Genomic DNA, 11,675 nt, shown 5'->3' on the forward strand with positions numbered 1-11,675 from the left:
ACCAGCTGTATACCGCCGGGTAACAACGTGTGAAGTCAGTTGCGCAGGATCAGGGCATCTCCCTGGCCGCCGCCCCCACACAGGGATACCACCCCGGTTCCGGAGCCGCGCCGTGCCAGTTCCATGGCCTGGTGCAGGACCAGGCGCGCGCCGGAAGCGCCCACCGGGTGGCCCAACGCAATGGCCCCGCCTTCCAGGTTGATCCTGGCCGGATCCACCCCGAGGTCCCTGGCCGATTGCAGGACCACCGAGGCGAAGGCCTCATTGATCTCGATCAGGTCCAGGTCCGCGACGGCGATGCCCTCCTTGGCCAGGGCGGCGAGGATCGAGGTGCTCGGCTGGGAGTGCAGTTGGCCGTCGGGCCCCGCCGTCTGCCCGTGGGCACCGATCTCACAGAGCCATTCCAACCCCGCCCGGCGGGCGGCTCCCTTGGAGGCAACCACCACGGCCGCGGCACCGTCCGATAGCGGCGAGGACGAGCCCGCGGTAATGGTCGCGCCCGGATCCGTGGAGAAGGCCGGGCGCAGCGCGGCGAGCTGTTCTTCCGTGGTGCCGGGGCGGATGCCCTCGTCGGTGTCAACGATGACCGCGTCCCCGCGCCGCTGCGGAATCGCGATGGGCGCGATCTCCGCGTCGAGTTGCGCCCGGGCCGCCGCCGCGCGTTGATGCGATCCGGCGGCGAAGGCGTCTTGGTCGGCGCGCGGAATCCCGAGCCTGGCATTGCCGCTCTCGGTGGCCGAGCCCATGAGTTCGCCGCTGAACGGGTCTGCCAACGCGTCGTGGTTCAGCGAGTCCTCCAGCTGATGGTCGCCAATGGCCACCGGGGTCCGCATGCCGCGGACCAGGTGCGGGGCGTTGGACATGGACTCCTGGCCGGCCGCGACGATGAAGTCGGCCTCGCCGGCCCGGATCATGCGTGCGGCATCGATGACCGCGGTCAGCCCCGACAGGCAGAGCTTGTTGATGGTCACGGTGGGCACGTCCCAGCCGATGCCCGCCTTCAAGGCGGCCTGGCGGGCCGGCCCCTGCCCGGTGCCCGCGAGGATGACCTGGCCCATGATGACGTGGTTGATGTCGCCGGCCTGCACCCCGCTGCGTTCCAGGGCCGCCTTGATGGCGTGGGCGCCAAGGTCGGTGGCGGACAGGGCGGAGACTGCGCCGCGGAACTTCCCGAAGGGCGTGCGTGCCCCGCCGACAATCACGGGCGTCAGGTCGTCGTTCATGGATGTTTCCTTCGCTTGGGAAAAGACCGGGCGGGTGCCATAGGCTCAATGTCATGCCCCATGCAGTGAACCCGGTTGATGCCCAGACTATCTACTATGACGCCAGCGACACAGGGGCCCCACCGGTCCTGTTGCTGCACGGTTCCGCACTCTCCCGCTCCATTTGGCGCGGCCTGGGATATGTGAAGGCGCTGGAACCGGAGTTCGACACCATCCGCATGGACCTGCGCGGGCACGGGCGCTCGGGCAAGCCGCACGATCCGGCCGCCTACGACATGGACCTGGTCCTCGAGGACGTCAAGGCGGTGCTGGCGGCGACCGGCCACGAATCGATCCACATCGTGGGTTACTCCTTCGGCTCGCGCGTCGGCCTGTCGCTGGCCATCAAGCACCCTTCCATGGTCCGCTCCCTGACCATGCTCGGGGGCACCCACGCCATCGAGGCCCAGCACATCAGCACCCTGTTCTTCGACGGGTACCTCGAGGCGCTGAGGACCGGTGACATGAACGCTTTCATCGCCGGCATGGAAGCCGGGGGCGGGAAGCTGGACCCTGCAACGCGGCTGGCCTTTGCCTCGAACGACGCCCTGGCGCTGGCCGCGTACTTCGAGTCCACCGAGGCCGGCAGCGCGGTCAGCGAGGTCTTGCTCCACCAGCTGGGCACACCGACGCTGTTGATGACCGGAACCAGGGACGTGCCGCGCATCGAGCACTCCCGCGTCATGGCCTCCGTGATGCCCCACGCCCGGCTGGTGGAATTGGAAGGACGCACCCACGGCGGGACGCTCTTTCCGCCGCAGCCGATCCTGGAACAACTGCTGCCGTTCCTGCGCGCGAATTCCTGACCGGCCCGGTTCGCGGAATCGTGCCGCGCCGGGGGAAAGCCGCCGTCCGCGGTGCTTCGCCGTGAGCCCTTGACCGGGGATGGCACAGGGGCGAGACTCGAGAAATGGACGAAGAAGCGGCGGCAATCTCGATCACCGGGTTGCGGGTCCTGCGCGGGAAGACCCTGGTGTTGCCAGGCCTTGACCTGCTGGTCCCGCGCGGCGAGGTGGTGGGGCTGCTCGGTCCCAGCGGCTGCGGCAAATCCACCCTGATGCGCGCGATCGTAGGCAGCCAAATCATTTCCGGGGGACAGGTCACGGTGTTGGGGGACACCGCCGGATCCGCGGCGCTGCGTCCGCGCGTGGGCTACATGACCCAGGAAGCGAGCATCTACGACGACCTGCCGGTGGCGGCGAACCTGGCCTACTTCGCGAAGATCGTCGGCGCCCCGCCCGCCCAGGTTGCCGAGGTCATCGAACGCACCGACCTGGGTTCGGTGGCCAGGTCGATGGCGGCGGACCTCTCCGGGGGAGAGCGCAGCCGCCTCTCGCTGGCCATCGCACTGCTGGGGTCGCCCGAACTGCTGGTCCTTGACGAACCCACCGTCGGCCTGGACCCGGTGCTGCGCGTGGCACTGTGGGAATTGTTTGCCGAACTTGCGGCCGAGGGTGTCACGTTGCTGGTCTCCAGCCACGTGATGGACGAGGCCACCCGCTGCGACCGCCTGCTGCTGATGCGCGAGGGCGAGATCATCGCCCAGGAAACACCCGCGGGCCTGCTGGAACGCACCGGGACCACGAACGCGGAGGACGCCTTCCTGTCGCTGATCCGGGCCGCCGGGGAATCCGGGTCGCCGGACCCCGAACCGCATGTTCCCAAGCACCGCGCCACGGGAGGAACCCCGTGAGCATCCCGCGCATCCTCGCCACCTCCGCGCGCGTGCTGAACCAGGTGCGCCACGACCACCGCACCCTGGCCCTGCTGCTGCTGGTCCCCGCCCTGCTGGTGGGCCTGGTCGCCTGGATCTTCACCGACACCCCGGTCTTCGGGACGATCGGCCCCGCGATGATCGCGCTCTTCCCGTTCATCGTGATGTTCCTGGTCACCTCCATCGCCACGCTGCGCGAGCGGCGCAGCGGCACCCTGGAGCGCCTGCTGTCCCTGCCCCTGGGCAAGGCCGACTTCATCCTGGGCTACGCGCTGGCCTTCGGGGCGCTGTCGGTGGTGCAGACGGGGGTCGCGGTGGGCTTTGCCGTGTGGGTCTGCGGGCTGGAGGTCGCCGGGAACCTGGGCCTGCTCTTCGCCGTGGCCATCGCCGACGCGCTGCTGGGGACCTCGCTGGGACTGTTGGCCAGTGCCTTTGCGCGCAGCGAGTTCCAGGTGGTGCAGTTCATGCCCGCCTTCGTCTTCCCGCAGGTGCTGCTCGGCGGGATCTTCCTGCCGCGCGGCCAGCTGCCCGAGGTCCTGGAAAGGATCGGGGACTGGCTGCCGCTGAGCCACGCCATCGACGCCCTGAACGCGGTGGCCCGCAACGACCAGGACGCCGGCTACATCTGGCTGCGGATCGCGTTCGTTGCCGCGTGGATCCTGGCCGCCATCGTGGTGGGCTCGATGACGCTGCGCCGCCGCACCGCCTGAGCGCGGCCAACGCGGCAACACTGGATAATGGGGCGGGTGAGCACGCAGCGGATCCGGCAGGAAACACCCCGGCAGAACAACGACTTCGACCTGGCAGCCATCGGCCGGGGGCTGGTCTTCGCCCAATCCCTGCCGGAGCTTGCCGCGGCGCTCGGGGCCGGCGGGGCATCGGGAACCGCCGTCATCCAGGCCCCGCCGGGCACCGGCAAGACCACCCTGGTCCCGCCGCTGGTGGCGAACCTGGTTCGGGCCCGCAACGGGGGAGAGGCACGCATCCTGGTCACCCAGCCGCGCCGGGTCGCCGCCCGGTCCGCCGCCCGGCGCCTGGCCTCGCTGGACGGCAGCGCCCTGGGCGGCCGCGTGGGATTCACCGTGCGCGGGGAAAACACCGCGGGACCGGGAACCCTCGTCGAGTTCGTGACGCCGGGCATCCTGCTGCGCCGGCTGCTGGCGGACCCCGGGCTGGAATCCATCGACGCGGTCATCATCGACGAGGTGCACGAACGCGGGCTGGAAACCGACCTGCTGCTGGGCATGCTGCGCGAAGTCCACGAACTGCGCGGGGACCTGGTGCTGGTGGCCATGTCCGCCACCCTCGACGCCCCGCGCTTTGCCCGGTTGCTGGGCGATGCCACCGGTGCCGGCAGCGCCCCGGTCATCGACTGCCCCGCCGCGCTGCACGAACTCGAAACCCGGTGGGCCCCGGCCGCCGCACCCCGGCTGACCGACCGCGGGGTCTCGCGCACCTTCCTCACGCACGTGGCGGCCACCGCGGCGGCCGCCCACGCCGCGGCGCTGGCCGGGGATGGATCGGTCGACGCGCTGGTGTTTGTGCCCGGTGCCTGGGAGGTGGCGGAGGTCGCCGCGCAGATCCGCGACCGGGCCAGCGGCACCGAGGTGCTGGAACTGCACGGGCAGGTCGTTCCCGCGCTGCAGGACCGGGCGGTTTCCGGGCGCGCCCCCGGGGATGCCCCGCGCATCATCGTCTCCACCTCGCTGGCCGAATCCTCGCTGACCGTCCCCGGGGTCCGGCTGGTCATCGACTCCGGGCTGGCGCGGGAGCCCCGCCGGGACGCCGCCCGGGGCATGAGCGGGTTGGTCACGGTCTCGGTCTCGCGGGCCTCCAGCATCCAGCGCGCGGGCCGCGCCGCACGCCAAGGCCCGGGCACCGTGGTGCGCTGCTTCGAAGAGAAAACCTTCGCCGCCGCCCCCGCGCACCCGCGGGCCGAAATCACCGTCGCCGACCTCACCTCCGCGGCACTGGTGCTGGCCTGCTGGGGCGCGCCGGGCGGTGCCGGACTGCACCTGCCCGAGCCCCCTCCTGCCTCCAGCCTCGAGGCGGCGACCACGGTGCTGTCACAGCTCGGCGCGATCGACGGGGCCGGGCATGCCACGGCGCTGGGAAGGCGCTTGGCCGGCATCCCCGCGGACCCGCGCCTGGGCCGTGCCTTGCTGGACGGCGCCCCGCTGGCCGGAGCCGTGCAGGTTGCCCAAATCGTGGCCACACTGGCCGGGGACTACAGGGCCCAGAATGCGGACCTCGGTGCGCTGCTGGGAACCCTGCGCAACGGCCAGCACCCGGGTGCCGGGCCGTGGAAACGCGAAAGCACCCGCCTTGAGAAGATCGCGCGGCAGGCACCATCACCGAAGGCGGCTCCTGCCGCGGCGGGACAGGTCTCCGCCGGGCTCGAACTTGGCCTGGTGACGGCACTGGCCTTCCCCGGGCAGGTGGCCCGCCGGGTGCAGAACGCCGCCGGCTCCACCTACCTGCTGGCCTCCGGCACCCGTGCCGGCCTGCCGGCCGGCAGCCCGCTGGCCCACCACACCTGGATTGCCGTGGCCGAGGTGGCCCGGGCGGCGGGCCGGGACGCGGCAGGCACCGGGGCGTTGGTCCGCGCCGCCGCCCCACTGGATGAGGACACCGCCCTGCTGGCCGCCTCCCACCTGGAAACGGCGGAAACCACCACAGTCTTTGCCCACGGCAAGCTCAGTGCCCGCAAGATCCACCGCCTCGGGGCCATCGAAATTTCCAGCACGCCGGTGGCACCCACCCGCGCACAGGGACGCGCCGCGGTGCTCGAGGCCCTGCGCGCCAACGGGTTCGGGATGCTGAAGTTCTCGCCTGCAGCCATGCTGCTGCGCAGCAGGCTGGGAATGCTGCACCGCGAACTCGGTTCCCCGTGGCCCGCCATGGACGAGGATTCCCTGCTGGAGGCGGCCGAGAACTGGCTCGCGCCGGAACTCGAGGCGCTCGCCGGAGGAAAAGCCCCGGGCTCCCTGGACCTCACAGACGCGCTGCGCCGTCTGCTGCCCTGGCCCGAGGCCACGGCGATGGACGAGCTGGTTCCCGAACGCCTCGCGGTGCCCAGTGGATCGAAGATCCGCATCACCTACCCCGGCATCGACGAGCCCGACGCGCCTCCGGTGGTGGCCGTGAAGCTGCAGGAATGCTTCGGGCTGGCCAGCTCCCCGGCGTTGGTGCGCGGCCGGGTCCCGGTGCTTTTCCACCTGCTCTCCCCGGCGGGCCGTCCGCTGGCTGTCACCGACGACCTGGCCTCCTTCTGGTCCGGTCCCTATTCCCAGGTGCGCGCGGAGAACCGCGGGCGCTATCCCAAGCACCCCTGGCCCGAGGACCCGTGGACGGCTCCGGCCACCCGGCACGTGAAAAAGCGCATGGGCCAGCCGTAGTCCGCCCTTGTCAGGCCCCATGGCACACTGGTGGGCATGACCGAGCCGCTGCCCGACCCCGTTGCGCCCCGGCGCCGCCCCGCTGGGCTGCTGCTCGTTGCGCTGGCCGGGATCGCGTGGGGAACCATCGGTCCCGCCGTCGCCCTGGCGCACGGGGCCTCCGGGCTCTCGCCCTCGGTGCTGGGATCCTACCGGGCCGCTGCCGCGGCGATCGCGCTGCTGGTTGCCGCGCTGGCGGCTGGCCGGCTGCGCGAATGCTGGGTGCTGGGACGCGCGCATGCCCGGCCCGCGCTGGCCGTGGGTTCATTGACCGCAGCATTCCAGTTCTTCTTTTTCCTGGCCGTGGTGTGGGCCGGGGTCAGCGTCGGAACCGTGATCGCCCTGGGCCTGGCCCCGGTGCTGTTGCTGGTGCTCAAGGCGTTCCGCTCCCGGGCGCTGCCGCGCGCCGGGGCGCTTGCCACGGTCGCCGTGGCATTGGCCGGGCTGGTACTGGTCAGCCTTTCCGGCACCGAGGTCTCGGCCGCGCCGCACCCGGTGCCCGGCGTGATCGCCGCGCTTTTCTCGGGAACCGCCTTCGCCCTGGCCACCGACTCGGCGGTGCCGCTGGCCCGGGTGCTGGATCCCTTCGCGTTGACGGTCATCACCATGATCGTGGCAGCGGCCTGCCTGGTCCCGGCGGGGTTGGTCTTGGCGGCGGTGAATGCGGAGCCGCTGGGAACCACGGACGCGGGCTCCTGGCTGTTGGTCGTCTACCTGGGCGTGGTGACGATGGCCCTGGCCTACGGGCTGCTCTACGCCGGATTGCGCACCACCTCGAGCGCCAACGCGGTGGTGGCCACGCTGCTGGAACCCGCCACGGCGGTGTTGCTCGCGGTGTCCTTCCTGGGGGACCAACCCACGGTGGCCTCGACGCTTGGCTTCTTCTTGATCATCGCCGCGATCGCCACGCTGGGGCGGCGCCCGAAGCAACCTGTGGCGGGCGGCAAGCCGGCAGAAATCACCGTTCCGGGTTCCGACTGACTCGGTCGGCGCGGTGGGCCGGTGGATAGCCGTTAGCCGCCGGGCATCGACGTGATCCGAGGCCGCCGACCCCGAATTGACCGGACGGGGTCGTTGCAAGAGCCCGACAAGTGCGATCCAGAAACCCGCGTTCCATCCGTCCCGAATCGCGGGTGAAGCAGCATGAACCGTGTGCGCAATCGACTTCCGGCCCGCGCCCGCTGACGGTGGCGGGCCCCGGATTTAGGGAAGGGCAAGGCCCGACGCGTACACGGCGCAGCCGACCACAAGCCCGGCCAGGACCTGGGTGGAGGTATGGTCCTTCAGCTCGATGCGCGACCACCCCACGGTGGCCGCGAGGGCCAGCGCCAATGCCGCGCCAACTTGCCCCACCGGTGTCAGCAGCTCCAGGCCCACGTAAGCGGCAACCGCGCTGTGCACGGAGAGCTTCCAGACGAGGTTTGCCAGAAGGCACACCAGCAGGCCGAGGAACACGGCGCCCATAGCACCGAAAAGTCCCGCCGGGGCATCCATCGAGACCAGCAGCCCGGCACCGATCAGCAGGGAAATGCCGGCCATCACAAGCACCGGCGCCCGCTGCCGGCGATCGCCGACGTGGTGGTCGGCGACCTTGCCCCGCTGCTTCATCCAGAGCAGCACCGCAAACGGCAGTCCCGTCACGAAGAAAAAGGCCACCACTGCCTGGGGCCAGGTGGTTTCCGGTGTCAGAAGAGGCTGCAGCAGCAGCAGTACGCTCACCAGGATCGCCGGGGACAGGATCTCGGTCACGTACCGGGCAGGCCGCAGCGTGGGGGAATCACTCATCCATTGATCATATGAAAGTTCGCCGCGCGGGAGCGGACCGTGGTGGGAAGGGCCGTCGGCCACGGCACCGCGCTGGTGCCCTGGCCGACGGGCAGGGTTCCTAGGCGAAGGCGGAGATGCCGGTGATGGAGCGGCCGATGATCAGTGCCTGCACGGTCTCGGTGCCCTCATAGGTGTGGATAGCCTCGATGTCGGCGATATGCCGCGCGACCCGGTTCTTCAACAGGATGCCGTTGCCGCCGAGCAGGTCCCGCGCGTTCGACGCAATGCCGCGGGCCAGCCGGGTGCAGGTGAATTTCGCCAGCGAGGCCTGCACCGGGGTCAACGTGCCGGCTTCCTCGCGCTTGGTGGCCTGCATGACGGTCAACTGCATGGTGGCAAGCTCCGAGTGCATGCGCGTCAGTCGCTCCTGCACGATCTGGCTGGCGGCCAGCGGTCGGCCGAACTGGATGCGCTGGGCCGCGTACTGCACCGCGGTTTCGTAGCAGGCTGTCGCGTGTCCCACCGCGGACCAGGCGACGCCCAGGCGCGTGGCGAAGAGGACCTTGGCGGTGTCCTTGAAGCTGTTGGCCCCGGGCAGCACATGCGAATCCGGGACGAAGACGTTTTCCATGCGGATGTGCGCCTGCCAGATGGCGCGCAGGGACAGCTTGCCCTCGATGGTGGTGCCGGTGTAGCCCTCCCATTCCTGCTGCACGATGAAGCCGCGGACCTTGTTCTCCTCGTCGCGGGCCCACACGATGGTGATCCCGCCGGTGGAGCCGTTGCCGATCCACTTCTTCTCGCCGCTGATCCGGTAGCCGCCCTCCACGCGCACGGCGCGGGTTTCCAGCGAGACCGAGTCCGAGCCGTGGGTGGGTTCGGTCAGTGCGAAGGCGCCGAGCACCTCCGCGTTGGCGAGCTTGGGTGCCCACTGGGCGATCTGTTCGGGGGAGCCGCAGTAGACGATGGAGCGCAGGGCCAGCCCGGCCTGCACGGCGGCGATGGTGCCCACCGAGCCGTCGGCACGGGAGAGTTCCATGTTCACCAGCCCGGCGGCCAACACGCTCATCTCCGGGTAGCCCTCCAGTGCCAGGCCGTCGCGCATCAGGTCCAGCTCGCCAATGCGCTTGGCAAGATCCAGCGGGTAGTCGGCGGCGTCCCAGTACTTGTCGATGACCGGACGGACCTCGTCCAGCCCGAACTTCCGGGCGCGGTCCCAGTATTCGCGGTCGGCCGCGTCGATGTCCTCGAAGAGCCCGGCCGGATCGACGTCCACCTCGCCCCACAGTTCGTACTCCGGCTCAACGACGCCGGCGGGAAAATCGGTGCTCAGGCTGGCTTCAGTGCTCATGGCGCGGGGGTGCCCTTTCGTCGGCGGCGGGAATGTCGCTAGGGCACCAGCATACTGGAACTCAGTGTCAGGTCAAGAAACTGCGGTTCACCATTTTTGTGCGGCGCGCCACTGGCTGGCAAGCAACGCATAGCCGTATCCGTCCATCCACGTGCCGTCGCGGTGCAGGGCACCGGCGACGAGGTGGGTTTCCCTGCGCATCCCCACCCGTTCCATCAGCCTCCATGATGGCTCGTTCCCCGCAAAGCAGCGCGCGTGGACCCGACGCAGGCCCAGGTCGGTGAAGCAGAGGCGCAGCACGCGTTGCACCGCCTCGGTCGCGAACCCGCGGCCGGCGGACGCCGGATCCAGCGACCACCCGAGTTCGGCCTCGGTGCCCAAGGCCAGGTGCTCGACCTCTTTCTGCGCCCACGCGTCCCGGAGGCGAACCACCACTTCTCCGACGACCCTGCCGCCGGACTCCACGACCAATCGGTCGCGAAGGTGTTCCGGGGCGCTGAAGGAGCGGCGATAGGACCGCAGGTCGCCCCAGGCGGAGGTGACCCACCGGGAGGATTCCGGCAATCGGCGGTATGCCCAGGTCGCATCCGCATCGGATGCCGCGGCCGGGCGCAACACCAGCCTTTCGGTTTCCTGCGGCCAGGTGGGGAGTGTGTGCAACGCCGAAGGCGCTAACGCGTTGACCATGGCGGGCCCCTGCGTTCCGGTCAGCCGTTGGGGCGGTCCAGGGCCTCGCGCACGCGGGCCAGCACCGCCTCGGTGTCCGGGGTGCCGCCGGCAATCGTGATGACCACCGTCGTCGGTTCGGGCGCCGGCGCGGATTCCTGCGGCTCGAGCACCGGGGCGTACAGGGCGCCCAGTGCGTTCAGCTCGCTCTCCAGCTCCGGGCGGCGGGCCTCCTCGGGGTGGCGCAGCCAGCGGCGCAGGTGGTCGTTGTGCACCGCGACCACTCCGGACGCGAAGGCAATGCACATGGCCCGCCCGTGGGCCAGTGAGTACAGGCCCCGATCGCGCAGGTGGTTGCGGAAGACGCGCTCATAGCGGTGGATGGAGACCAGCTCCCGGTCGCGCAGCGAGGGCACGTCCAGCAGCAGCCGGTGGCGCAGCTCGGCGGCCTCGGGCCTGGCGGTGTGCTGGTCAAAGACCGTCAAGCCCGCGTTGACCAGCGAGCGAACCGGGCCCGCGGAAGAGGTCGCCAGCACGGTTTCCAGGTGGTGGATGATGGTCTCCATGTCCGCGAAGACCATTTCCTCCTTCGATCCGAAGCGCCGGAAGAAGGTGGAGCGGGAGATGCCCGCGGCTTGGGCCAGGGCATCGACGCTGGTGGCGTCAAAACCCTTTTCCACGAGCAGGCGCAGCGCGGCATCGGGGACCGCGGAGGAGGTGATCATGCACGCGAATCTAGCACGCCGCCCGTTTCCGGGGCCCCCTGCGGGACGCCGGATTGCGCGAATGTGTTCCACGGCACAGCATGTCCCGGCACCCGTAGTTGTCCTGCGCCACACCGGGGGAGCTCTAGCCCTGGCGGTGGGCCAAACCATAGGGTGGGGTGAGAAGTAGTAGAACCGCGACCCACGACCAGGAGAAAACCACATGGGCTTCAACATCGCCAACACCGCACTACGAATCGTCTCGGGGGCCTACATCCTCAACAGCGGCATCGGGAAGCTGCGGATGCCCGCCGAATCGGCCGAGGGCCTGCAGTCCATGGCCTCCAACGCCATCCCGCAGGTCGAAAAGGTCGAACCCGCGCTCTTCGCCAAGGCGCTGGCCGCCGGGGAAATCGCCGTGGGCTCTGCCCTGCTGACCCCGTTCATCCCCTCGCGCCTGGCCGGGCTGGGACTGGGCGCCTTCGCGGCCGGGCTCGTCGCCACCTACCTGAAGACCCCGGGGCTGACCGAGTCCGACGGCATCCGCCCGACGCCCAACGGCGTGCCGATGGCCAAGGACTTCTGGCTGGCCGGCATCGCCGTCGCCCTGGTCTTCGGCCGCGGCAAGGCCAAGACCAAGATCAAGGAAGTCGCCGCCAAGAAGTAGCCCAAGGCACCAGCGGAGGGGGGGGGGGGGGGGGGGGGGGGGGGGGGGGGGGGGGGGGGGGGGGGGGGGGGGGGGGGGGGGGGGGGGGGGGGGGGGGGGGGGGGGGG

11 protein-coding genes are annotated in these 11,675 nt (G+C 70.4%); 6 read left to right on the top strand and 5 right to left on the bottom strand.

The features are described 5' to 3' along the window. Positions 1 to 35: 35 nt before the first annotated feature. Positions 36 to 1,223, bottom strand: a complete 1,188-nt coding sequence (locus ACIPVK_RS18250) for an acetyl-CoA C-acetyltransferase (protein ID WP_407613400.1) — start codon at positions 1,221 to 1,223, stop codon at positions 36 to 38. Positions 1,224 to 1,276: 53 nt separating this feature from the next. On the opposite strand from ACIPVK_RS18250, the gene ACIPVK_RS18255 reads away from it, so the two are divergent. The 5 genes from ACIPVK_RS18255 (at position 1,277) to ACIPVK_RS18275 (ending at position 7,394) form a co-directional block, all read left to right on the top strand. Beyond that, positions 1,277 to 2,068 (top strand): alpha/beta fold hydrolase, encoded by a 792-nt coding sequence (locus ACIPVK_RS18255; RefSeq protein WP_407613401.1) that lies wholly within the window; start codon positions 1,277 to 1,279, stop codon positions 2,066 to 2,068. Positions 2,069 to 2,172: 104 nt separating this feature from the next. Then, a complete protein-coding gene (locus ACIPVK_RS18260) occupies positions 2,173 to 2,955 on the top strand; it encodes an ABC transporter ATP-binding protein (RefSeq protein WP_407613402.1) in 783 nt (260 codons plus the stop codon). Then, complete coding sequence (locus tag ACIPVK_RS18265) at positions 2,952 to 3,686, top strand: ABC transporter permease (RefSeq protein WP_407613403.1); 735 nt, start codon at positions 2,952 to 2,954, stop codon at positions 3,684 to 3,686. The genes ACIPVK_RS18260 and ACIPVK_RS18265 overlap by 4 nt, the downstream gene beginning before the upstream one ends. Positions 3,687 to 3,713: 27 nt before the next feature. Beyond that, positions 3,714 to 6,374 carry an ATP-dependent helicase HrpB gene (gene hrpB / locus ACIPVK_RS18270; RefSeq protein WP_407613404.1) on the top strand — a complete coding sequence of 887 codons (2,661 nt, stop codon included), beginning with the start codon at positions 3,714 to 3,716 and terminating at the stop codon, positions 6,372 to 6,374. Between the two features lie 36 nt (positions 6,375 to 6,410). Continuing rightward, complete coding sequence (locus tag ACIPVK_RS18275) at positions 6,411 to 7,394, top strand: DMT family transporter (protein ID WP_407613405.1); 984 nt, start codon at positions 6,411 to 6,413, stop codon at positions 7,392 to 7,394. A gap of 222 nt (positions 7,395 to 7,616) precedes the next feature. Here ACIPVK_RS18275 and ACIPVK_RS18280 read toward each other — a convergent pair whose 3' ends face one another. The 4 genes from ACIPVK_RS18280 to ACIPVK_RS18295 all read right to left on the bottom strand — a co-directional run bounded on the left by ACIPVK_RS18280 (position 7,617) and on the right by ACIPVK_RS18295 (position 10,922). Then, on the bottom strand, positions 7,617 to 8,198 hold the full coding sequence (locus tag ACIPVK_RS18280; RefSeq protein WP_407613406.1) for a phosphatidic acid phosphatase: 582 nt from the start codon (positions 8,196 to 8,198) through the stop codon (positions 7,617 to 7,619). Between the two features lie 100 nt (positions 8,199 to 8,298). Continuing rightward, complete coding sequence (locus ACIPVK_RS18285) at positions 8,299 to 9,531, bottom strand: acyl-CoA dehydrogenase family protein (protein WP_407613407.1); 1,233 nt, start codon at positions 9,529 to 9,531, stop codon at positions 8,299 to 8,301. 87 nt (positions 9,532 to 9,618) lie between these two features. Continuing rightward, on the bottom strand, positions 9,619 to 10,218 hold the full coding sequence (locus ACIPVK_RS18290; RefSeq protein ID WP_407613408.1) for a GNAT family N-acetyltransferase: 600 nt from the start codon (positions 10,216 to 10,218) through the stop codon (positions 9,619 to 9,621). Between the two features lie 20 nt (positions 10,219 to 10,238). Continuing rightward, positions 10,239 to 10,922, bottom strand: coding sequence for a TetR family transcriptional regulator (locus ACIPVK_RS18295; RefSeq protein WP_407613409.1), 684 nt, complete (start codon positions 10,920 to 10,922; stop codon positions 10,239 to 10,241). Positions 10,923 to 11,124: 202 nt separating this feature from the next. Between ACIPVK_RS18295 and ACIPVK_RS18300 the strand changes: the two genes are divergently transcribed. Continuing rightward, a complete protein-coding gene (locus tag ACIPVK_RS18300) occupies positions 11,125 to 11,568 on the top strand; it encodes a DoxX family membrane protein (protein ID WP_407613410.1) in 444 nt (147 codons plus the stop codon). The last annotated feature ends 107 nt before the right edge of the window (positions 11,569 to 11,675 follow it).

This window comes from Paeniglutamicibacter sp. MACA_103, from assembly GCF_045798555.1.
In the GTDB taxonomy this organism is placed as follows: domain Bacteria; phylum Actinomycetota; class Actinomycetes; order Actinomycetales; family Micrococcaceae; genus Paeniglutamicibacter.

Coding starts and splice junctions, on each gene's coding strand:
- ACIPVK_RS18250 (WP_407613400.1), bottom strand. CDS start 1,223: ATGAACGACGACCTGACGCCCGTGATTGTCGGCGGGGCACGCACGCCC.
- ACIPVK_RS18255 (WP_407613401.1), top strand. CDS start 1,277: ATGCCCCATGCAGTGAACCCGGTTGATGCCCAGACTATCTACTATGAC.
- ACIPVK_RS18260 (WP_407613402.1), top strand. CDS start 2,173: ATGGACGAAGAAGCGGCGGCAATCTCGATCACCGGGTTGCGGGTCCTG.
- hrpB (WP_407613404.1), top strand. CDS start 3,714: ATGGGGCGGGTGAGCACGCAGCGGATCCGGCAGGAAACACCCCGGCAG.
- ACIPVK_RS18275 (WP_407613405.1), top strand. CDS start 6,411: ATGACCGAGCCGCTGCCCGACCCCGTTGCGCCCCGGCGCCGCCCCGCT.
- ACIPVK_RS18280 (WP_407613406.1), bottom strand. CDS start 8,198: ATGAGTGATTCCCCCACGCTGCGGCCTGCCCGGTACGTGACCGAGATC.
- ACIPVK_RS18285 (WP_407613407.1), bottom strand. CDS start 9,531: ATGAGCACTGAAGCCAGCCTGAGCACCGATTTTCCCGCCGGCGTCGTT.
- ACIPVK_RS18290 (WP_407613408.1), bottom strand. CDS start 10,218: ATGGTCAACGCGTTAGCGCCTTCGGCGTTGCACACACTCCCCACCTGG.
- ACIPVK_RS18295 (WP_407613409.1), bottom strand. CDS start 10,922: ATGATCACCTCCTCCGCGGTCCCCGATGCCGCGCTGCGCCTGCTCGTG.
- ACIPVK_RS18300 (WP_407613410.1), top strand. CDS start 11,125: ATGGGCTTCAACATCGCCAACACCGCACTACGAATCGTCTCGGGGGCC.